The following is a 20,017-nucleotide window of genomic DNA, read 5'->3' on the forward strand; positions in this document are numbered from 1 at the left end:
GACTCGGTCCATGCGCTCGTGGCGAGCGTCGGACGCTAGCTCACTCTTCCCCATCTCCCCTCCCATATCCAATTATGACAATGAGTTACGTCATAATATATGAGCTGGTTTTGGGACGTCCCCACGGCCCCCGAGAGCGCCAAACGGGGGTCGCCAGGGCATCGAGCGAGGGTCTACGGCCCGATGGAGCTCAGGCGCAGACCGACGTCGTTCAGGGGGGCAAGGACACCGGCGTCTCGGACTGGCAGCACTGCGCTGGCTCGAATCCGTCCATGTCTGGATGGGACAGGTTTTCCACAGTCGCCCCCGCAAACGCAACCCGACACGCGATCGAGGCGCCCTTCCGCCCCTAGTGGCTCAACGAATACAGAACCAAATTGATGCCGAGCGCGTACGCCTCGGGCGAGAACTTGAGAAAGTAGTCGTAGTCCTCTCCTTCGCGCTCCCACCCATCGGCGATGTCGGTATTGTGCGTCATCATGACGAGCGGGCGGCCCTCCTCATCGAAGATCGCCCTCAGGTGGGGCGTCGCGCTCTCGCGTCCACGTTCTGAAGTGCCGCGCCCGCCGTTTCGACGCCACCACTGGATAGACGGAATCTGCGGGACCTCCTCGACCACGTAGAGTGTGTGCATGAGCATGTGGTCGGGGGTGATGTCGACGATCGGGTAGTCAGGCAGCACCCGGCCGATCTCGTTCTCCCACTGCTGCCAGGCCCTGTCGCCCCAGAAATCGTCGACCCAAATGAAGCCGCCCTTCAACAAGTAGTCGCGTAGCCGAACGACCTCGAGCTCGCTGAACCCGACCGTGCCCACGTCGGACATGAAGATGAAGGGGCACTCGTACAGCTCCTCCTGCGTAGCGCGCACGACCGAGTTGCCGGGCTGTCCGTCGCTCCAACGAGCCGGCTTGGCAGTCGTGAGCTCCTCGAATCGAGTTAGAAAGTTGTAGTCCGATCCGGGGTAGTCCGTATTCCAGCCGTAGCCGCCTCGCTCGCTGCGGACGCTCTGATAGAGAAGCCGGCAGAAGGTGAATCCACGATCGCGGACTCCATTGGAGGCGGTGGGCAAGCCCTCCCGATAAGGGTTCGGGATCCAACCGGTACGCCACCTTCTCTGCTGGTACTGGAAGGCCGAGAGCAGAAGTACGATTGCGAGCGGCACCAGGTAGCGGGCGCGTCGCAGGGCCGTGCTTCTCCACCGATTCATCATTCGTCCAGCACCTGCTCCAGGAAGCGCGGCATGAGCGACTCGGCCTCTGGCGTCTCCGGTGTCCTGTCCCGGAACTCTTCGAGGGTCGAGGCACCCGTCAGAGCAAGGTATGCGGGGTAACGCGCGACCCGCGCAATGAGTCCGGCCCGATCGAGCTCAGGGTGGAACTGCGTTGCGTAGATCGGCTTGTCCGAAAAGCAAAAGGCCTCGTTCTCGATGGTCTCGCTCGAGGCTAGCAAGACCGCGTCGTCGGGCAGCGCGGTCACGATATCCTCGTGACCGATCTGCACCGGAAACCGTGGACCGAGGGGTCCGAACACCGGATCGCGCTCTCCTTCTGACGTGAGCTCCAACCATACCGTACCCACCTCGGCGCGCTCACGGTCCGTGATCACTTCTCCGCCCAAGGCGCGGGCGAGTGCCTGGAAGCCCCAACAGGAGGCGAACGTGGGCTTCGCCGACTCATACAGGCCGACCATCGTGTCGAGGGCGGCTGGCAGCCACGAACCCCCTCTCACCACGGAGTAGTCGCCGCTTCCTCCGATCAGCACGACGTCCACCGAGTCGAGGAGTGCCGGAGCCGGAGCCCCCGAGAGGAGATCGAAGACCTGGAGCCGCCCGTTCTCGGTGCCGAGCGCGCGCGCGAAGCATGAGACCTCGTGCTCGCGGATCGGGTCACCGGCATTTCGCACCTGGAGGAGGAGAAATCGAGGATGTTCGCCCAAGGATCGCCGCCTGAGTGGGATGATCGGAAGACCGAAACTACCCGATTCGACCGGATCGTGCGCTCGGCCTTCGTCACACACGGCAACTTCCCGTCGTCACCAGATGTATACGACGGTCGCTGGGAGATCGCGGAAGCTCTCTACATCCACATCACCGAAGGCTACGGTGGGACCCCAGCTGCCGTTGCGGCCCAGGTGCGTCTTTCGGCACCACCGAGAGACCGGCTCGAACGGACCAGCCGTGTCGAGCTCCCGGTCTTCGGTACACTCTACGGGTTCTGGCTCGGTATCGCCGTGCCGGCTGCCCTCGGCGCGGATGGGCCGGAGGCGTACGGGGCGGGTCTTCTGATTGGCGGTCCTGTAGGCTTGTTCGCTTCCCGGGCCATGGCCCACTCGGGGTCGACGCGGATAAGCTGTCTTGTCGCCTCCCACAACGAGGGCTCGACGCCGAGCATTGTGAGTTTCGCCCCAGCCGCGCTGTACTCCAGCTCGGCTTCCGCAGGCCCTTGGATCTCGGCGACCGACTCAACTTACCGACCGACACCGCAACTACGTACGTGTATGCTGCATCAAGCTGCGATGAAGGAATCCCGCAGCAATCCTCGGCCAATTCTTCGTGACAGCGGTGTAGAGCTTGCCGGAGGGTTTCTCGGTCATCCCGCAGGATGTGCGTGAGAGGAGGGAAGGGGCAGGCAGCTTCGGTCACCTCCATCACGGCGTGTCGCCTTCAGCGCCCCCGAAGCGAATCGCCCTCGAGCCGCACGGGCCACTGTACCGGGGAGGGCCTTGAAGTAGGGGGGCCTGAGGGGGGCGGTCGGTTAAAGTGGGGAACGACCTCTCCTAGGGAGGGCTGCTGCGGTCGCAGCGACCCGAACGGTGGGTCGCAACAAACCCGAGCGGCGGCCGCTGATCCTCCGAGCGCTCGTCCGCCGCTAGGATTCTCGGCGCCGCGTAGCCTCTCCTCTGGCCTGTTGATCCCCTTCAGCCCCATTATTATGTTTTGACCGCTGTGCGCTGTGGCGGCAAGGAGGACCAAAGATGTCTCGTGCGATTAGGCGCCTCGGCGTCGTGGTGTGGCTCGCCGCCGCAATGGCGGCGACTCCGTCTGACGCCCAGGGCCAGGACACCGGCTTCGAGGTCGGTCAGCCGTTCCCGACGCTCTCGTTCCCAACGCTCGAGGACGGTCGACCATCGTCGATCGCCGACTTCCGAGGCCAGAGGATCATCCTGCACGTCTTCGCGTCGTGGTGAGCGGGCTGCAGAATCCACGTGCCCGGGTGGCACGAAGCGACCAAGGAGCTCCAGGCGGACGGCACGATCCAGATGGTCGGTATCATCCAGGAGCAGCATCCCGACCGCGCTAGGCTCTTCATGCAATGGAAGGAGATGGGGTGGCCGATCCTGGTCGACTCGTACGACCTCCTCGAGGTCCCGGTCGTCCCCATCACGCTCGCGATCGACGAAAGCGGCATCATCCGGAAGCGGCTTCGCGCCGTGCAGGACGGAGCGCTTGCCGCCTCCTTCGTCGAGGAGACCTTCGGGGAAGCCGGCCCGGCGGCACCGGCCACGGCGCCGACGGTGCCCGACCTAAACGCGCTGGTGCAGGCCGCGCGGGCGAGCGATGAGGGGCGAGACTGGAAGGCGTACGGAGACGCGCTGGCGGTCTGGGGCGGCCCGGGGCGCGTGAACGACGCGATTGCCGCCTACGAGGAGGCCGTCCGTCAGGACGAGGATGACGGGATGACCCATTTCCGTCTCGGCGTGGCGTACCGCATGCGCTACGACGGCCTCGGCCGTCGGGACAGCGACTTCCAGCAAGCAGTCGACGAGTGGAGCACCGCGCTGGCGATCGATCCTAACCAGTACATTTGGCGACGACGGATCCAGCAGTATGGGCCCCGGCTGGACAAGCCGTATCCGTTCTACGACTGGGTGGTCACCGCCCGAGAGGAGATCGGCGCCCGGGGCGAGGAGCCCTCACCCCTCGTCGTCGAGCCGCGCGGGTCCGAGTTCGCCACCCCGGTGCGCGAGTTCACCGCCGATGCCGATGCGGTCGAGCCCGATCCGCTGGGGCGCGTGCTGCGCGACGAGGACGAGTTCGTCGAAGTCGTCGTCGTCACGGTGCCGGCCGCAGTCGAGCCGGGCGGCGTCGCCCGCGTTCACCTGATGTTCGAGCCGATCGGCGAGACCGAGGCGCACTGGAACAACGAGGCCGAGCAGATGATCCTCTGGGTCGACCCACCCGAGGGATGGGAGGTCGACAGTCGCGCCTTCACGTATCCGCTACCACCCGAGGTCGTGACGAAGGAGCAGCGCACGATCGAGGTCGAGATCCGTGCGCCCGAGGAGACGCGTGCTCGCTCCGTGACGATCCCGGCGTACGCGCTCTATTACGTGTGCGAGGACGTGAACGGTGTCTGCATGTATCGCCGACAGGATTTGGAGTTGGAGATCGGAATCCGGCGGTAACGCAAGACCGCCCAGGATGTCGGACACGGTACGGGGGGGACTCCAAGGGGGGTTGGGGGGCGACGGTCGCCGGCGTGGCTCGATTGAGCGGCGGCGCCTAATTCTCCGCCCCCTCGCTCCGAGCCGGTGGCAACCTCAGTACTCACTCTCACGGACGGTCGAGCCACTGAGGACATCGCGCGACGGTAGAGCGGATTCGGCAGCGGGGGTGAGTTCGTCTGGGGCGAGGTAGAGCATGCCGACAACGAACGCCCTGCGGAGGGTGCGCAGCCATATCGGCTTGGGACGATCTTGGTGACGCGTGTCGTGGAACGAGAAACGGCCGACCCTACGAATAGGGTCGACCGCTCTGCGCGGGGATGGTGGGATGGGACGACTGTGGCGCACTAAACTGCGAGGAGGCGCGCGTTGATCGTCAGCAGCCCAACCGACGGTGGCGACTAGGACACGTGAACATAAATACTATAACGTATAAGATACTGGCGCTCCTCGGCCATGATTGGCATCTTGGATGCAACCAGGAGGCCGATAATGCCCAGATCAAGCCCGTATGTTATCACGCTGACGCCGAAGGAACGGAAGGTGCTCGAGGCAAGGGCGCACCAGTATACGTTATCGTATCGAGATGTGGTACGCGCCAAGATCGTTCTGCTCGCCGCCGAGGGCCTAGAGAACAAGCAGATCGGAGAGCGTCTCGATATGCCGCGTCCCGTCGTGAGCAAGTGGCGCAAGCGCTTCTTTCGAAAACGTCTCGCGGGACTCGAGGATCGTTCCCGCAGAGGTCGACCCTCTGCTTTCCCCCCCCTCGAGTGGTCGCCGAGGTGAAAGCGCTGGCGTGTGAGCTCCCCGCCAAGTTGGGTCTGCCGCTGTCGCGCTTCAGCCGGTCTGAACTGCGGCGTCATGTGCTGGCCGCGGGCATCGTTGCCGCGATCAGTGGCGTCACGATCTGGCGATGGCCGAACGAGGATGCACTGCGGCCGTGGTATCGACCATGTCCACGGCAGCAAGCACCCGTCCAGAGACCGAAGAGTGCTGGTCGACGTTGAATTTTGGGCCCACCTGGACGAGCTAGCGCGGAACTGCCTCCCAGACGCCTTGCTCTGGGGAGGGATCACACCCGACGCGGCCCGTCATCAACACAAGAAGGCATGCCGCGCTCTGCGAATCGACGACTACCGGATGCACGACTCACGCCACAGCTACGCGGTCCGGCACATGAGGGCTGAACACGATATCCACATGATCGCCCGGAACCTCGGCCATACCGATGCCACGATGGTGCTCAAGGTCTACGGCAAATACCGCCCAAACACGGACGACTTCCGGCGTCTGTCCAGCGACAAAAGAGGAGCCCAATGAGCTCTTTTGCACCCCCTAGTTGTCACAGTTCCCGTCACAGTCAGCTCCGTGGCCCAGGAGACGAACACGTGCTGACCGAGCGTAAGTCCTTGCAGCACAACGATGCCGGGGGCGGGACTCGAACCCGCAAGGGCCGAAGCCCGGGGGATTTTAAGTCCCCTGTGTTTACCGATTTCACCACCCCGGCGTATTTCCGTAGCTACTGGACTTTCGACCTGCCCTGCCCCCCCCGCAGCCCACCGTCCGGTAACGAACGTGGTAACAAACGGGTAACGCCTGAAGGCCTCGCGTTTTGCTCATCCCCCTCGCGATCACTCTACGCGCTTTCCAGCGCACCGTGAAGGTCCACGACCTTGGGCCTGTGTGCGTCTCAGAGAGTCGCCGCACCGGGTTGTCCTGCGGCCTGCCCCTCGGATGTCGCCCTTCAGAACCCGTGGTCGAGATCTTCGAGCAGGACCACGGCCTTCACCACGATCGCCTCCGCTTCTGGTCGTGAGCCTGTCAATCTCAGCATCTTGTCGATCTGGCGGCGCGCGGCTCCGAGGTTCTTCCGCTCCGCGTAGAGGAGCGCCAGTTCGTAGTGGTGGTCGGCGATACAGGGGTCGCCGGATGCGGCGGCCTCGAGAAGACGTTCGGCTTCCTCCCAGGAGGCGCCCGCGAGGGCGCCTCCGCCCAAGACCCTCGTTGCGACGAACCTCTTGATCCGGTTCATGCGCATGACTGCGGCGTGCAGCCGGCCGAGCAGATGCTGAGCTCCCGGATGGTTAGGGTTCAGGGAGAGGACGACCTCCGCCTGGACGTGCAGAGCACTCGCAAACCGGACTTTAGTGCGGCCACCCTCGACCTCGGTTCGAACCCCGATCACGGTGGCGAGCACGTACTGAAGTTCGACGTCAGTCGGACGCGCCACGGCCTCGACTGTCAGCGAGTCCTGAAGAGCCGCAAGCACGTGCCTGGCTTCGTCGTCTTCCATCTCGCGCGAGGCGAGCATCGCGTCCCACGCGGGTCCGCGCTCGTGGGCCTTCGCGGAGCAGATGTTGAGGTCGATAGTCGGTGCCAGCTCGAAGAGGGTGACATGGGAGCGCATTTGTGCCTGCGCAACTCGGGGCGTGCACGCGATCAGCAGATAGAGCGAGGGTCCAAGTATTCGCTTCGTGGTCATGATGACCTCCTGAGGGCTAGCTGACGCCGAGCGCGGTCGCGGCCCACACGAGGAAGCCATATCGCATGGCCGTCCCCGAGAGGCCCGCCACCGCGAAGAGCGCGAACGGGACGCGAAGCACGCCGCAAGCGAGCGTGACGAGATAGAAGGGTGGGATCGCGACGAGCGACCCCGAGAAAACTGCGAGCGCCAGCAGACGTCGACGTTCGCGGTACCGCTCCACGCGCGAAAGCAACTGCCGCGCCCGTGCAGGCAACCGCTCGGGCGCCCAACGGGTCACCCCGTAGAGCACGCACTTGGCTGACATTTGGCCGAGTGCGCAGCCCGTCACCAACGCCGGAAGTGCAGACGAGGGTATGAGCATGGCGGCGCCGATCACGACAACTTCCGTGTTGATCCAAGGCAGAATTCCGCCCGCAACACAGGTCAGTGCGGCGCCGAGCAGGACGTTGGCATCCATGGCTATCGCACCCCCCTGAGGATGAGGTAGAAGCTCCCTCCCATGAGCACGTGGGCCACGTCTATGTGGTTGAACCACGGTCCGAAGGAGAAGCCGACGACGTACACGGCGCCGGTGAGCATGGAGAGCGAAAGGCCTCGAGCGATCCACACTCCGGTGGTGTGACCAGGTCGAGCCGCGGTCTCTTCGACCACGATCACGGGGATGAGTCCAAGCGCGGAGTTCGCGATTACCAGCATGATCTCGGGGCCGACGACGACGTTCATGCTTACGAACACCAGGAGCTGAAGGGCTACGAGACGCTCGATCGCGACGCCCCACCGCTTGCCTGCATGAATCCGGGCGGTCGCGCGTTGCGCGAAGTACGTGGAGACCCCGCTTCCAAGATTCGACATCCACCGCACGAGGATCAGCTGGTTCTCGGTCAGCTGATGCCGGAACCCGTGTTTGACGACACCCGCCAGAGTGGCGAACGACATCAAGAGGAAGAACGCGCCCCACAGAGTCGCCGCCGGCGCTCGCGATGAACGCAACGATCGGTAGTAGAGCAGGCACTGTCCGGCGAGCAGCAGATTCGTTCCTGCCGTGACGGGGGCCCGGATGGTCAGGCCGGCCACTTCGATCCAGGTGGCATCCATGGCTCACCTTCACCTCCGCGCGGCGGAGTGGTGCCGATTCCACCATCGAAACGCCTCGGTCAACCCGACCTCGGGTGGCACGGAGGGGTCCCACCCCAGGACGTCGCGGGCCCGCTTTGACGTGAAAGGGTTGTCGCGGGTCAGCATGTCGAACGTGCCGCGCGCATGCCGCGCGAGGTCACCCCGGCCGAGCACGCGGAGCGCCACCCTCAGTGCGGTGAAGCCCGCCCGCCCGACTCGGTGTGGGACGTCGGGTGCGTAGATCTTCCGCTCGAGACCCTCGGCCGCACAGCTAACGAGGTCGCTCACGGTGACCGGGAAATCGTTCGTGAGGTGGAAGACGAGCCCCGCCGCCGCGTCACACGTCGCCGCGAGAATCGCTCCCTCCGCCACGCTGCCCACGTGCACGAGCGCGAGTGTAGTGCGGCCGCCTCCGATCCGGGGGAAGATTCCCCGCTGCAGTACCGGCGCGACACGAGGGGCGAACTGCCGGTCTCGTCGGCCGTACATGACCGCCGGCCGCACGACGCACGTCCAGGTCCGTCCGGTCCGATGCGCGTGCAGGACGATGTGCTCCGCCCCCTGCTTGCTGCGACCATACACGTCGTGCGCGGGTAGCTCGGGCACCGGCACGGTCTCGTCCGTCGGCGTGCAGCGGTAACGCGCCTGCCCGAACACGGCGGTACTACTCACGTGCACGAGCCTCGCCCCGGCGGCCGTCGCTGCGTCGACGACGCCGCGTGTGCCCTCGACGTTGCCGCGGCGGAATGCCTCCCAGTCGCCTCCCGCCCCGATCGTCGCGGCGGCATGGAAGATCACGTCGCATCCCTTCGCGGCGCCGAGTAGCGACGCGCCGTCCTCGAGCCTGCCGACGGCCAGCTCGGCGCCACACTCCTGCAGCCACGCTGCTCCCGCGTGGTCCCGCACCAGGGCCCGAACTTCCCAGCCCTCCAGAAGCAGCCGCTCCACGATGTGCGAGCCGAGCATACCGGTCGCGCCGGTCACCAATGCACGGCGGCTCATCGGAGCCCTCCGGCAGCGTCGCGCGTAGGTAGTGCATACGCGATCACGTGGTCGCCCAGCCGCGACTTCATGCCGTCGTGACCGCCCGCCGCGACTACGATGAACTGCCGAGCACCGTCGCGGGCGCGGTACGTCATCGGTGACGACTGCAGCGAAGCCGGCAGCTTCGCCGACCACACCATCTCACCGCTCTGCAGGTCGTACGCCCGGAGGCGCCGGTCCATGCTCGCGCCGATGAATATCAGACCGCCCGTGATGAGCGGACCGCCCATATTCGGTGATCCCCAGCGCTTCGGGGCCGGCACATTGGTGAGGTCGGTCACGGTTCCGAGCGGCACTTCCCAAGCGAGCTCACCGGTCCGCATGTCGACAGCGTGCAGCATCCCCCACGGGGGCGACGTGCAGGGAATCCCCAGCGGTGAGAGGAGAGGTTCGCGCTTTACGGCGTAAGGTGTGTGTTCTTGGGCTGCGAGGGTGAACTTCGCGCCCTCACGGGGTGGGGGACTCCGGTCTGCAACTTCCCGCGGGATGAGAGTCGATACCATCGCCAACCGGTTCGTGTTCGTGACGAGCAACCCCGTAGACGGATCGAAAGCGACACCGCCCCACCCCATCCCTCCGATGAACCCCGGATACGCGATCGTGCCCCGCACGCTGGGCGGAGCGTACATGCCATCGGAGCGGTGCTTCTCGATCTTCTCCCGGCACGCTGCCCTGTCCCACGGCGTCAGGCCCCACGCGTCCTCGGGATCCATGTTCTGCGGCGTGAGCGGCCGAGGCAGTTGCGGTACGGGCTGCGTGGGCGAGACAACCTCACCGGGCACGTCGGATCCTGGGACCGGCTGTTCCAGGATGGGGAAGAGCGGCTCGCCGGTGAGCCGGTGAAAAGCGAACAGGTAGCCCATCTTCGTGCTCTGGACCACGGCGGGTACCTGCTCACCGTCGCGCTCGAGAGTGATCAGCGCAGCAGGCGCGGGCAGATCGTAGTCCCAGAGGTCGTGATGCACCATCTGGAAGTGCCACACGACCTCACCGGTCGACGCCCGGAGCGCAACTAGAGAATTCGCGAAGCGATTGTCGCCAGGACGCAGCCCCCCGTAGTGGTCTGGGCTCGGGCTGCCTGTCGGCACGAATACGAGGTCGTTTTCGACATCGGGCGTAATCGTCGCCCACGTATTCGCGGCCCCCGCGGGGATCTTCTCCCCGTTCGGTAACGTGCCCTCGACACCGATCAGCGGTTCCCACGTCCAGCGCAACTCGCCCGTGCGTATGTCGAACGCCCGCACGGCTCCACTCGGTCCGTCTGCGAAGTGACTGTCCCATATGCTCGAGCCGACCACCACGACGTCGTTGATGACCGCGGGCGGGGCGGTGTGCTTGAACTGCTCGCGCCGTCCCTCCAGACGCTCAATCCCGATCCCGAGGTCGATGCCCTCGCCGTGGGCGAAGTCCGAGCACGGAACACCCGTCTTCGCGTCGAGTGTGAAGAGGCGCGCATCGAACGCCGCATGCACGATTCGGGTCGCGCACTCGTCAACGGAGCGACGCTTCGGATCTACCCAATAAGAGAGCCCGCGGGACGTGACCATGGTCTGGAAGTCGTCGGTGCGATCCACGCCGGGGTCGAACGTCCAGAGCTCCTGTCCGGTTTCGGCATCGAGTGCCACGGCCCGACTGTACGGCGTCGCGATGTAGAGGATACCGTCGAGCATGATCGGGGTCGCCTCAAAGGCGGTCCCCGCCATGCCTCCGCCGTGGCCGTGCACGTCGCCGGTCCGGTATGTCCATGCGACCTCGAGATACTCGACCGTCTCGGCAGTGATGTCCGAGAGCGGCGAGTGATGAGTGCCCCCGAAGCCGTCAGCCGCGGGCCATTCGTACGACCGCCAGCCCGGTACGAACGTGGCGGCCGGCCGCACGATCTCGGCGGTGTATATGGCGATGAACGAGAGGCCCAGTGCGGTCCAAAACGCGTAGCTCTTCTTCGACATGAGATCCTCCGGTCGCTGTGTGCGATGCCGTCGATCTCACGTTCTCCTATTCAGAGCTCGCGCTCTCTGCGTCATGCAACGCAATGGACGCGCGAAAGGTGCCTAGACCGTGGAGGGAGGTGCCTCAGAGTCTACGTAGAGCGCGCCGGAGGGACGCGTAGGCACGTGTAGACTACCGGACGTGGCGCCCCTACCGCGTCAGCAGATGCGTCACCTTCAATATCAGTCGCCGGTCCCGGTACTCGTTGAGTATGCTGAGGCCGGTGGGGTCGTCGACGTCGCGGCGCAACTCGTCGTACACGACGTAGATGTCGCTGCCGGGCCTGTATGTGTAGCGGAAGCGCGCGCTCGTGCTCCACTGATCCGTCGCCGAGTTGTACTGGGAGATCGTGCGCAGCGTCATGGCGGGCGACAGCGCGTAGTCGATGCGCAGCGACGCGAGCTCGACATCGAACGCAGCCGCGGGCAGCTCGATGTCGTTGCGTGCATAGGACCCCTCGGCGGAGAGCCTACTCGAGAGCCGTGCCCCGAGCGTGACTCTCTTGTCCGTGCGCGTGCCGTCGTAGAAGTCCTGCGGCGAGTAGTTCAACCCGTAGTAGAAGCTGCGTGACGGATTGCTAGTGAACGATATTCGCCACTCGCCGAACGTGTATCCTCCCGGGGCGATCGCGACTCCGTCCCGCACCACGAAGGGCTCGTCGAGCCGCTCGTAGTTGCGGTTGTACCACAGGTTGAGGAACGCGCCGTTGTCGAAGCGGGTGCCCACCATCGTGTGCCACCGACGCGAGACGAGCCGGTTCTGTTGGTCGGTGGTGTAGATGATGTTCACCATGGGCTGCATGACGCGGATGCCCAAGCGGTCGGGTCGCGGGTTCCTCTCGAAGTGCAGCTTGCTCGTGCGAATACCCCTGCGTGGCAGGAAGCCGACCTCGGGATTGAAGTTGTCGCCGAGGTCGGCGAACTCGCCGTAGATCCGCCAACTCTGATCCAACCAGGTGGCGTTCAGGTAGCTGGCGCTCTCACCACCGTCCTCGATGCCGGGCGTTTCGGTCCTCGCGATGAATCCCGTGACCGTGAACGCATCATGCGGCACCAGCGTCATGTCGACGGCGAACGTGCGATTGAAGTGGTCGCCATCGGTCTCGCTCTTGTTGATGAAGAGACCACCGACCCTCGAGCGGGACAGGAAGTGCCGACTGTATCGCGCGACCAGGAAATTCTCGCCCGATCGACCAAAGGCGTTGTCGGTCTGCACGTTCAACACCGCGATGTCGTTTCTGCCGACCTTACCCGTCAGCCGGGCGCCCGCGAGAATCGGGACTTGCTCACCCGTCGGCGAGAGCCCGATACGACGCGTGAAGAACAGCTCGGCCAGCCGGTTGAAGGCCGTCGCCGAACCCACCTTGAACTGCCCCGAGTTCTCCAGAAAAAAGTCACGCTTCTCGGGGAAGAATAGCGGGAAGCGGGTCAGGTTGACCTGCTCGTCGTCGACTTCGGCTTGGGCGAAGTCGGTGTTTACGGTGACGTCGAGGTTGAGTCCTGCGCTCAGACCGTACTTGACGTCGATCCCCATATCACGCTGGAAGGAGTCGTCCACGACTCCCGCATCCGTCACCCGACTAGCGCCACTCGTGACAAACGGCGTGATGCGCAGATCGCTACCACGTGCGAGAGAGCTCATGCCGGTGAGTGTGCCCGCGAGGCTCACCTTCGAGATCGCATACGGCTTGGGAATCGGAGCCCAGAACGCCTGTTCGTTCCTGCGCCCGATGTTGCGCATGAGGTTCATTCCCCAGCTCTGCGAGTCAGACTCCGGAAATCGGAGTGTGACCCACGGGATCGCTATCTCGGCGATCCAGCCGTCCGGCGTCTGGCGTGCGGCGACGTGCCAGACGCCGTCCCAGTCGCGGTTGATGTTGGGGGTCGCCCTTCCCGGGAGTCCGCCCTCTCCCTCGTTGAAGACTTGCTGATCCAGCTGCGCGCCGAGGGGATTGGTCACGAACATGTAGCCGGAGCGGCCATCCCGGAACGTATCCAGGATGATTTGGAAGTTGTCCTCACTCAGGATTCGGTCGGAGTCCCGCCTCATTTCGGTGGCTGTGACCCCTGCCGGCGACGAATCGAACGCGCGCACGCCCAGGTACAGCGCATTCCGATCGTACATCAGTAGAACCTCCGTGCGCTCCGAGGACGGGGCTCCCTCGTCTGGCTCCTGCTGGGTAAAAGCATCGAGTAGCGCCGCGTCACGCCAAATCGCCTCGTCCAAGGCGCCGTCGATCACCGGGCTCTCCTCTACGTAGACAGGGGCGACATTAGGCACCTGGCGGCCATCTTGAGCCGCTAGCGGGACCGCCACCGCGGCTGCGTTCACAGCCAACACGAAACAGGTCCAGGGAACGAAGGCGGAGCGATTCCGTGAGAACTCTGTCATCTACGCGCGCTTTGCTCGGGGCGGTGGCTGCGGCCCTCGCTGAGTCCTGGGGGCCCGCGAGTATAGCCAGAGGACTCCGCTACGTGAATTCGCCGCTGGCGACGACCCCTTCTCCGTCTCTACGTTGATCGAGCGTTTCAGCTAGGCGCACGGGTCTCGTGTCGGCCGGTGAGGGCCGGGAGCAGGAGGCTCGAAGGAGGAAATAGGCGAGATCAAGAGGCCACAGTTCTCGAATATCGATGCGTGGGGGCTTACGCACGCCGGCAAGGCTCGCGCGGACAACCAGGATCACTTCTTCTTGGGTGCCCTCGCGCGCGGCGTGCGTGTGGACCGAACGAGCATCGGTGACGCAGACAGCCGGATATTGCATGCCGAGCGCCTCGCGACCCTGGCGATGGTCGCGGATGGCGTCGGCGGAAGAGCGGGCGGGGAGGAAGCTGCTCGCCTCGCCGTATCGGAATTGGTGTCCTCGGTGTCGAAGACCTTCCACCAGGCTGACCTTGCCGAAGCGAGCGATCCAGAAGTCTTCTCCCGACTCCTCCACGATGCTGCGCTAGCGTGTCACGAGAGCCTGCTCAAGAAGGCCGAGCATGAAGGCGACGGGCGGGGCTTCGCCACGACGCTCACGCTGTTCCTGGGCCTGTGGCCGCACGCGTATCTGTTGCAGGTCGGTGATTCGCGCTGCTACATCTACCAGGACGGTGAGCTGACTCAGATCAGCAGAGACCAGACGTGGGCTCAGGACCTCATCGACGACGGCACGCTCACGCAGACGGTGGCCCAGGGCAGCAGGTGGGCGAACGTGTTATCGAGCGCCATGGGCGGCAAGCAGGCCGAACCGGTCGTGACGCGATTCGTGCGCGATTGGGGCTCGGTGCTCCTTATCTGCACTGACGGACTCACGAAGCACGTCTCCGACGAGCGTATCGAGCAGCGCCTCTCGTCGATGCAGAGCGCCCGAGAGACCGCGGAGCTGCTGCTGCAGGACGCGTTGGACGGGGGTGGCAGCGACAACGTCACCCTGATCGTGGGCCGCACGGTGCGGCCGGTCGAGGGCTGACCCTGAATTCATCGGCGATTCGCATGACCAGGCCTCTCTGCATGTCGCTCGCGGCGCTCCTGCTCCTTCTGCTGTCTCTGCCCTTGGCCTCCCTGAGCCAGTCGAGTGCTTCGGCTCCGGCGACGGTGATCGCGCATCGCGGTGCCTCGGGCCACGCACCCGAGCACACGTTGCTTGCGTATGACATCGCAGTCCAAATGGGTGCCGACTACATCGAACAGGACCTGCAGATGACACGCGACGGGGTCTTGATCGTGATGCACGACGCTGACCTGGACCGTACCGCCCGCGGCCCGCCGGAGCACTGCACCGGTCCGGTAGCTGAGAAGCTGTACCGGGACCTTCTGAACTGCGAAATATCCAGCTGGCGTGGGGCGGACGCGGGAGATCTGGAGCGCATTCCGACTTTGGACGCCGTGCTGACCCGGTACGGAAAGACCACGCGCTACTACATCGAAACCAAGCAAAGCGAGCAGGCGCTGGGGATGGAAGAGGCGTTGGTGGAGCTGCTCACAAGACACGACCTGGTGCCGGGTTCGCCGGACGACCGCACGGTTCTGGTCCAGTCCTTCAGTTCCGAGAGCCTGAAGAAGATCCATCGACTCAGGCCCCAGTTGCCGCTGATCCAGCTGATCGGGGCCTCACAGATGCCTACCGACCTCGATGCCGCGATGCGTGACATAGCGAGCTATGCGGTGGGCGTTGGACCTACTCAGCGTCTCGTGACCCCGGAGTTCATGAGCGCCGCCAAGCGCCACGGGCTCCTGGTGCACCCGTACACCGTGAACGAAGAGAGCGACATGACGCGCCTCATCGAGCTCGGCGTCGACGGCATGTTCACGAACTTCCCGGACCGACTGATGCGCGTTCGTTCCCCAAACTGATCGCGGGGCTGACTCCTCTGGACATCTTTCTGGCAGAAGTCGTAGGCACCGCGATCCTGATCCTTCTAGGGGACGGTGTCGTCGCGAACGTCGTACTGGCGAAGACCAAGGGCCATAACTCCGGCTGGATCGTGATCACGACGGGGTGGGCGCTCGGCGTGACCATGGCCGTGTACGCGGTAGGCCGGGTCAGCGGCGCGCACATCAACCCGGCGGTCACGATCGGGCTCGCGTCCATCGGAAGTTTGGAATGGGCCCAGGTGCCGACGTATCTGGCAGGTCAGATGCTGGGTGCCATCGGCGGCGCCGTGCTGGTCTACCTGTCCTATTTCCGACACTGGGAAGCCACCGACGATCCGGCCGCGAAGCTAGCCGTGTTCTGCACGGGCCCCGAGATCCGTTCGCCGGCAGCCAACCTCGTCACCGAGGTAATCGGGACCGCCCTGCTGATGTTCGGCGTGCTCGCGATCGGAGCCAACGCGCTCGAGATCCAGTCTGCGAGCGAGATCGACCTGTCTGCTGTGTTCAGCACGGGTATCGCGCCGCTACTCGTGGGTTTCCTCGTTTGGGCGATCGGGCTCAGTCTGGGTGGTCCGACCGGCTATGCCATCAATCCGGCTCGCGACTTGGGTCCGCGCATCGCGCACGCGCTGCTTCCGATTGCCGGTAAGGGCGATTCGGACTGGGGGTATGCGTGGATTCCGGTAGTCGGGCCGCTCGTGGGTGGTGTGATCGGCGCGCTGCTGTTCCAGGCCGTGGACAGCGTGTTCCTGGGTTAGCAGTTAGCCAAGCTGCCCGGCGTGGCTCAACTCGCCCGCGTGAAGAGCAGCTGCACGTTGTCGATGTAGTAGGTGCGTGGCGTCTCCCAAGTCCCCCACACGCCTATGACGATTTGCATGCGACCCCCCGCGTCCGAGGACGCGCGCACGCGATAGCTCTTCGGGAGCCACTGCACGCCGACGTTCGATGCGGAACCGTTGCCGGTCGCGTCCTGCACCGTGAGCGCCGCGGCGGTTCCGGGTGATCGCGTGTGCGCGCCGGACACGATCCGCCACAGATTGGTCTGGCCGAAGTCGGCAGTCCCGAAGTCGAAGCTGATGTCGACGTCGTATGCATGGCTCGGTGCGACGTTGACCGTGCGCTCGATCCAGACCTTGGCCATCCCGTTGCTATTGTCGATGTAGAGCCTCACGGAGTTGGCGCCGCTGGAGGCCTGTTCGCTCGATTGCTCCACGGACCATGTCACGATCGGGTCCGTGAGGTCGACGCCGTTCCCGAACCACCCTTCCAGACCGGACTCGAAGGAGTAGGTCAGGTCGAATTCCGGCGTTATCGTGATGTCGCCTACTTGGTCGCAGGTAATGAGGGGGGTGGTGAGCAGCGCGACCATGAGCAATCGTGTGCAGCGAGGCAGAGGGTCCTCCTGGGAGGCGTGGGATGGATTCTTGGGCGAGTCAGCGAGACTATACCCAAATGCGAAGCGAACGATTCCGGCGCATTCGAGAAGTTCTCGCCCGCCGTCAGCCAGACTTGACCGTGCTCATGGACCGGGTGAACAAGTCCCACAATTTCTCGGCGATCCTGCGCAACTGCGACGCCGCAGGTGTGCTCGAAGCCCACGTGGTCCGGCCGGAGAAGGGCCTGGCCTTACACCACGGCACCTCAGCCGGCACCAAGAAGTGGGTACGGGTGCGTCTACACGAGGAGCTCGCGGGCGCAATCTCACATCTTCATGCGTCGGGGTTCCGCGTGATCGCCGCGCATCCGTCCGACGACGCTATCGACTACAGGGAAATCGACTATACGCAGCCGACCGCAATCCTCATCGGTGCCGAACTCGACGGCGTCTCTGCCGAAGGCCTGGAGCTCGCCGACGCACACGTCTCGGTGCCCATGCTCGGCATGGTGCGATCGCTGAACGTATCGGTCGCGACGTCGATCCTGCTCTTCGAAGCGATGCGCCAGCGGGACAAAGCCGGGATGTACTCTGAAAGCCGGCTTTCGCCCGATGACTTCGAGCGACAGCTGTTCGAGTGGGCCTGGCCGTCGATCGCCTCCAAGCGCCGCAGCGAGGGACGGCCGTATCCGAAGCTCACCTCGGACGGGGATCTGGTTCGGGATTAGCAGCCGGTAGGGCGCCTCCTACTCTGCCCGCCCCAGTTGGAAGCGCATCGACTCCTCCACACCCTCGTAGAAGAAGGTGAAACCGGACTCGGTGAGCTTCCTAGGCAGCACCCGCTGCCCCCAGAGCAGCGCCTCCGTGCCAAGCTGACCAAACGCCGCTTTCACGGCGAGCGCGGGCATGGGCAGCACGGTCGGTCGCCCGAGTACGCGACCCAGTGCCGCCGTGAACGTCGAGTTGGTCACCGGGTGGGGGGCCGTGGCGTTCACGGGACCTCGGATGGAGTCTGTCATCAGGATGTGATGGATCGCTGCGATGAGGTCGTCGTTGTCGATCCAGCTCAGGTACTGCTTGCCGGATCCCAACCGGCCGCCGGCACCCATCTTGAAGGGCAGAAGCATCTGCCCGAGCGCCCCGCCCGCCGGTGAAAGCGTCACGCCCGTCCGCAACGTCGTCAGACGCACCCCTGCCCGCTCCGCTGGTTTCGCCGCACCCTCCCACGCCCGACACACCTCGGCTAGGAAGCCTTTGCCGGCAAGTGCGGTCTCGTCGATCCGTTCGCTGCCGCGGTCGCCGTAGAAGCCTACCGCCGACGCCGACACGAGAATGCGCGGGCCGCCGGACATGGTCGCGAGCGTACGGGCGATCAGCTCGGTCCCTTTCACCCTGCTCTGCTTGATCGACCTCTTGCGCGCGGCGGTCCAGCGGCCGCTCGCGATCGACGAGCCGGCGAGGTGCACGATCGCGTCGGCACGGGTGAGCCCTTCGACGTCGATCTCCCCGGTCGCGGGATTCCAGTAGATCGAGTCGTCGGCCAGCTGGCGGCTGTCCCGCACGAGACGGATGACCCTGTGGCCACCGGTGGTGAGGAAGTCGGCGAGGTTGCTACCGATCAGCCCGGACGCCCCGGTGATCGCCACGGTCAAACGCGGCTTCGAAGCGTGCTCCGCGTGGCGCGCGAGATCGGTGAAGAGTCGGCGATAGCGGAAGCGGAAGAGGCGGCCCAGCTCACGCTTCACCAAGAGTGGCCCGATGGGGGCGCCGAGTGGCGCCTCGAGATCGATCTCGTCTTCTAGCTTCGTGCCGCCCCCGTCGATGGGAGTGAAGAGATGCGTATGCACCCAGGACTTGAAGGGTCCGGATATCTGTTCGTCCCGGAACTGCTCGTTCTCGATGTAGTCCTTGTGCCGGAGCACCCACTTGAAGCTCGTAGGCCCCCGGTGCACGCGCAGCACGACCCTCGCGCCGTCCCGGATTCCACCCTCCTTTTCAAGAACGTCGACGACCGCCCAAGGCGGCGTCAGACGCTCGAGCGCGCCAGGACGTTCGTGCCAGGCGAAAACGGTCTCGGGATCGTGGTCGACGAGCTCGGTGCGGTACGTGAGTCGCATCATGACATCAACATCCAAGCAGTTCCGGAAGCGGCGAGTTGCACGGTGAGGTTGTCCAGACCGTGATTGCTCAGCCCCTCGACGAGCGCGCCGACGGCGGCGCAGGCGAGCCCCACGAGCACGGCCTGCGATGGGTCAGCCAGCTTCCAGAGCGCGACCGTGGCAGCGGCCCAAGCAACCAGAAAGACCGCGGCGGACCCTTCCAGGGAGCGCGTAGCGGGCACTCCGCCGAGCGACGGTACTCGGTACTTGTGTTCCCCCCACCGCGTGCCGACCGGTTCACCGACGGCGTCGCCCCACCCGCTCACAAGGAATCCCACCGTCGCATACGGTCCGGTCAGAAGTGCGCTTCCAAGGCCCCCTAGCGCGGTCGTGACCAGCGGCAGGAGGATGAAGAGCGTGCGGCGAGGGCGATCGGTCTCACGAGCCAGCACACGGTAGATCGGGTCCCGGTCGCCCCGGAGCACCGCCACGAGGACGACGCTTGCGAGTACCGCACCGAAGGCGTTGACTCCCGGCAAGCCCCATAGCGAATGTGTGACCGCGGCACCCGTGAAGACTCCGAAGTGGAAGATCTTACGCGTGTAGGGGACTGCTAGGCCGCGTCCGTGCGCGTATGCCGCGAGTGTGCCTACCGTGAGCACTATGCTCACCGCCAACGCGCACGACCACAGCGCGGTCCGAAGATCCGGGACGAGCAGGGACCACAGGTCATCCAGCATGACGGTTCCTCACGGAGGGCGCTGAACGCTACTCCACTACCCTAGAAGGGTGATCGGAAAGGGGGGCGGGCCGCCACCCGTGCTTACGCACGGGTCCCCGGGTGCCACGGCCCCAGAGGGCACCCGCGCATTGCGCGGGTCGCGGAGCGGCGAAGGCGTAGCCGTAGCTACTCCGAGACGCTCCAACGACGGAGATGGGGCCGTGCCACCGCAACCCACAGACTTGTGTGTCCTTTCAGCCACGGTGTTGGGCACATGGCGACCAACGCTTTCGCGTCGGTGCCCGCGCGGTTGATCCATCGTCTCTCCTCGTCGGACCACCGCCTTCGGCGGCGGTGCCCGCTCGGCTACGACTCCTCGTCGTTCCTTG

At 65.0% G+C, this 20,017-nt stretch carries 19 protein-coding genes and 1 tRNA gene; 8 read left to right on the forward strand and 12 right to left on the reverse strand.

Going from position 1 to position 20,017, the window contains the following annotated elements:
• Positions 1–349: 349 nt before the first annotated feature.
• Positions 350–1,210, reverse strand: a complete 861-nt coding sequence (locus tag IIB36_18485; protein MCH7533729.1) for a DUF4159 domain-containing protein — start codon at positions 1,208–1,210, stop codon at positions 350–352.
• A complete protein-coding gene (locus tag IIB36_18490) occupies positions 1,207–1,935 on the reverse strand; it encodes a type 1 glutamine amidotransferase (protein ID MCH7533730.1) in 729 nt (242 codons plus the stop codon). The genes IIB36_18485 and IIB36_18490 overlap by 4 nt, the downstream gene beginning before the upstream one ends.
• A 1,038-nt stretch (positions 1,936–2,973) precedes the next feature.
• Between IIB36_18490 and IIB36_18495 the strand changes: the two genes are divergently transcribed.
• From IIB36_18495 to IIB36_18510, 4 genes are all read left to right on the forward strand, one after another.
• On the forward strand, positions 2,974–3,186 hold the full coding sequence (locus IIB36_18495) for a hypothetical protein (GenBank protein MCH7533731.1): 213 nt from the start codon (positions 2,974–2,976) through the stop codon (positions 3,184–3,186).
• Positions 3,187–3,204: 18 nt separating this feature from the next.
• Complete coding sequence (locus IIB36_18500; GenBank protein ID MCH7533732.1) at positions 3,205–4,404, forward strand: hypothetical protein; 1,200 nt, start codon at positions 3,205–3,207, stop codon at positions 4,402–4,404.
• Between the two features lie 531 nt (positions 4,405–4,935).
• Positions 4,936–5,229, forward strand: a complete 294-nt coding sequence (locus tag IIB36_18505; GenBank protein MCH7533733.1) for a helix-turn-helix domain-containing protein — start codon at positions 4,936–4,938, stop codon at positions 5,227–5,229.
• Between the two features lie 204 nt (positions 5,230–5,433).
• Positions 5,434–5,763, forward strand: a complete 330-nt coding sequence (locus IIB36_18510) for a tyrosine-type recombinase/integrase (GenBank protein MCH7533734.1) — start codon at positions 5,434–5,436, stop codon at positions 5,761–5,763.
• Positions 5,764–5,866: 103 nt separating this feature from the next.
• Here IIB36_18510 and IIB36_18515 read toward each other — a convergent pair.
• The 7 genes from IIB36_18515 to IIB36_18545 all read right to left on the reverse strand — a co-directional run bounded on the left by IIB36_18515 (position 5,867) and on the right by IIB36_18545 (position 13,468).
• Positions 5,867–5,950: transfer RNA gene (locus IIB36_18515), tRNA-Leu, on the reverse strand.
• A 237-nt stretch (positions 5,951–6,187) separates the two neighbouring features.
• On the reverse strand, positions 6,188–6,925 hold the full coding sequence (locus IIB36_18520) for a hypothetical protein (GenBank protein MCH7533735.1): 738 nt from the start codon (positions 6,923–6,925) through the stop codon (positions 6,188–6,190).
• A 16-nt stretch (positions 6,926–6,941) separates the two neighbouring features.
• Positions 6,942–7,385 carry a hypothetical protein gene (locus IIB36_18525; protein MCH7533736.1) on the reverse strand — a complete coding sequence of 148 codons (444 nt, stop codon included), beginning with the start codon at positions 7,383–7,385 and terminating at the stop codon, positions 6,942–6,944.
• Positions 7,386–7,387: 2 nt separating this feature from the next.
• Complete coding sequence (locus tag IIB36_18530; protein MCH7533737.1) at positions 7,388–8,023, reverse strand: hypothetical protein; 636 nt, start codon at positions 8,021–8,023, stop codon at positions 7,388–7,390.
• 9 nt (positions 8,024–8,032) lie between these two features.
• Positions 8,033–9,046 (reverse strand): NAD-dependent epimerase/dehydratase family protein, encoded by a 1,014-nt coding sequence (locus tag IIB36_18535; GenBank protein ID MCH7533738.1) that lies wholly within the window; start codon positions 9,044–9,046, stop codon positions 8,033–8,035.
• Positions 9,043–11,037, reverse strand: a complete 1,995-nt coding sequence (locus IIB36_18540; GenBank protein ID MCH7533739.1) for a pyrroloquinoline quinone-dependent dehydrogenase — start codon at positions 11,035–11,037, stop codon at positions 9,043–9,045. Before IIB36_18540 ends, IIB36_18535 begins: the two co-directional genes overlap by 4 nt.
• A gap of 190 nt (positions 11,038–11,227) precedes the next feature.
• Positions 11,228–13,468 (reverse strand): carbohydrate binding family 9 domain-containing protein, encoded by a 2,241-nt coding sequence (locus IIB36_18545; GenBank protein ID MCH7533740.1) that lies wholly within the window; start codon positions 13,466–13,468, stop codon positions 11,228–11,230.
• Between the two features lie 298 nt (positions 13,469–13,766).
• Between IIB36_18545 and IIB36_18550 the strand changes: the two genes are divergently transcribed.
• The 3 genes from IIB36_18550 to IIB36_18560 are packed head-to-tail and all read left to right on the forward strand — an operon-like array spanning position 13,767 to position 16,191.
• The gene (locus IIB36_18550; protein MCH7533741.1) at positions 13,767–14,528 is read left to right on the forward strand and encodes a serine/threonine-protein phosphatase; all 762 of its coding nucleotides are present in this window, start codon (positions 13,767–13,769) and stop codon (positions 14,526–14,528) included.
• Between the two features lie 23 nt (positions 14,529–14,551).
• The gene (locus IIB36_18555) at positions 14,552–15,412 is read left to right on the forward strand and encodes a glycerophosphodiester phosphodiesterase (GenBank protein ID MCH7533742.1); all 861 of its coding nucleotides are present in this window, start codon (positions 14,552–14,554) and stop codon (positions 15,410–15,412) included.
• A gap of 17 nt (positions 15,413–15,429) precedes the next feature.
• Positions 15,430–16,191 (forward strand): aquaporin family protein, encoded by a 762-nt coding sequence (locus IIB36_18560; protein ID MCH7533743.1) that lies wholly within the window; start codon positions 15,430–15,432, stop codon positions 16,189–16,191.
• A gap of 26 nt (positions 16,192–16,217) precedes the next feature.
• On the opposite strand, the gene IIB36_18565 is transcribed toward IIB36_18560, so the two are convergent.
• The gene (locus IIB36_18565; protein MCH7533744.1) at positions 16,218–16,802 is read right to left on the reverse strand and encodes a hypothetical protein; all 585 of its coding nucleotides are present in this window, start codon (positions 16,800–16,802) and stop codon (positions 16,218–16,220) included.
• Between the two features lie 83 nt (positions 16,803–16,885).
• On the opposite strand from IIB36_18565, the gene trmH reads away from it, so the two are divergent.
• Positions 16,886–17,536, forward strand: coding sequence for a tRNA (guanosine(18)-2'-O)-methyltransferase TrmH (gene trmH / locus IIB36_18570; protein MCH7533745.1), 651 nt, complete (start codon positions 16,886–16,888; stop codon positions 17,534–17,536).
• Between the two features lie 18 nt (positions 17,537–17,554).
• On the opposite strand, the gene IIB36_18575 is transcribed toward trmH, so the two are convergent.
• Entirely contained in the window at positions 17,555–18,928 is a 1,374-nt protein-coding gene (locus IIB36_18575) for a TIGR01777 family protein (protein ID MCH7533746.1), read from the reverse strand.
• Positions 18,925–19,578, reverse strand: coding sequence for a hypothetical protein (locus tag IIB36_18580; GenBank protein MCH7533747.1), 654 nt, complete (start codon positions 19,576–19,578; stop codon positions 18,925–18,927). The genes IIB36_18575 and IIB36_18580 overlap by 4 nt, the downstream gene beginning before the upstream one ends.
• Positions 19,579–20,017: the final 439 nt, after the last annotated feature.

This window comes from Gemmatimonadota bacterium (assembly GCA_022560615.1).
Classification (GTDB): Bacteria; Gemmatimonadota; Gemmatimonadetes; order Longimicrobiales; family Gaopeijiaceae; genus UBA1138.

What these genes read in the sequence shown, in the direction of transcription:
- IIB36_18555 (MCH7533742.1), top strand. Translation starts at nt 14,552, where the DNA reads ATGACCAGGCCTCTCTGCATGTCGCTCGCGGCGCTCCTGCTCCTTCTG.
- trmH (MCH7533745.1), top strand. Translation starts at nt 16,886, where the DNA reads ATGCGAAGCGAACGATTCCGGCGCATTCGAGAAGTTCTCGCCCGCCGT.
- IIB36_18565 (MCH7533744.1), bottom strand. Translation starts at nt 16,802, where the DNA reads ATGGTCGCGCTGCTCACCACCCCCCTCATTACCTGCGACCAAGTAGGC.
- IIB36_18575 (MCH7533746.1), bottom strand. Translation starts at nt 18,928, where the DNA reads ATGATGCGACTCACGTACCGCACCGAGCTCGTCGACCACGATCCCGAG.
- IIB36_18495 (MCH7533731.1), top strand. Translation starts at nt 2,974, where the DNA reads ATGTCTCGTGCGATTAGGCGCCTCGGCGTCGTGGTGTGGCTCGCCGCC.
- IIB36_18505 (MCH7533733.1), top strand. Translation starts at nt 4,936, where the DNA reads ATGCCCAGATCAAGCCCGTATGTTATCACGCTGACGCCGAAGGAACGG.
- IIB36_18525 (MCH7533736.1), bottom strand. Translation starts at nt 7,385, where the DNA reads ATGGATGCCAACGTCCTGCTCGGCGCCGCACTGACCTGTGTTGCGGGC.
- IIB36_18530 (MCH7533737.1), bottom strand. Translation starts at nt 8,023, where the DNA reads ATGGATGCCACCTGGATCGAAGTGGCCGGCCTGACCATCCGGGCCCCC.
- IIB36_18545 (MCH7533740.1), bottom strand. Translation starts at nt 13,468, where the DNA reads ATGACAGAGTTCTCACGGAATCGCTCCGCCTTCGTTCCCTGGACCTGT.
- IIB36_18485 (MCH7533729.1), bottom strand. Translation starts at nt 1,210, where the DNA reads ATGATGAATCGGTGGAGAAGCACGGCCCTGCGACGCGCCCGCTACCTG.
- IIB36_18540 (MCH7533739.1), bottom strand. Translation starts at nt 11,037, where the DNA reads ATGTCGAAGAAGAGCTACGCGTTTTGGACCGCACTGGGCCTCTCGTTC.
- IIB36_18520 (MCH7533735.1), bottom strand. Translation starts at nt 6,925, where the DNA reads ATGACCACGAAGCGAATACTTGGACCCTCGCTCTATCTGCTGATCGCG.
- IIB36_18535 (MCH7533738.1), bottom strand. Translation starts at nt 9,046, where the DNA reads ATGAGCCGCCGTGCATTGGTGACCGGCGCGACCGGTATGCTCGGCTCG.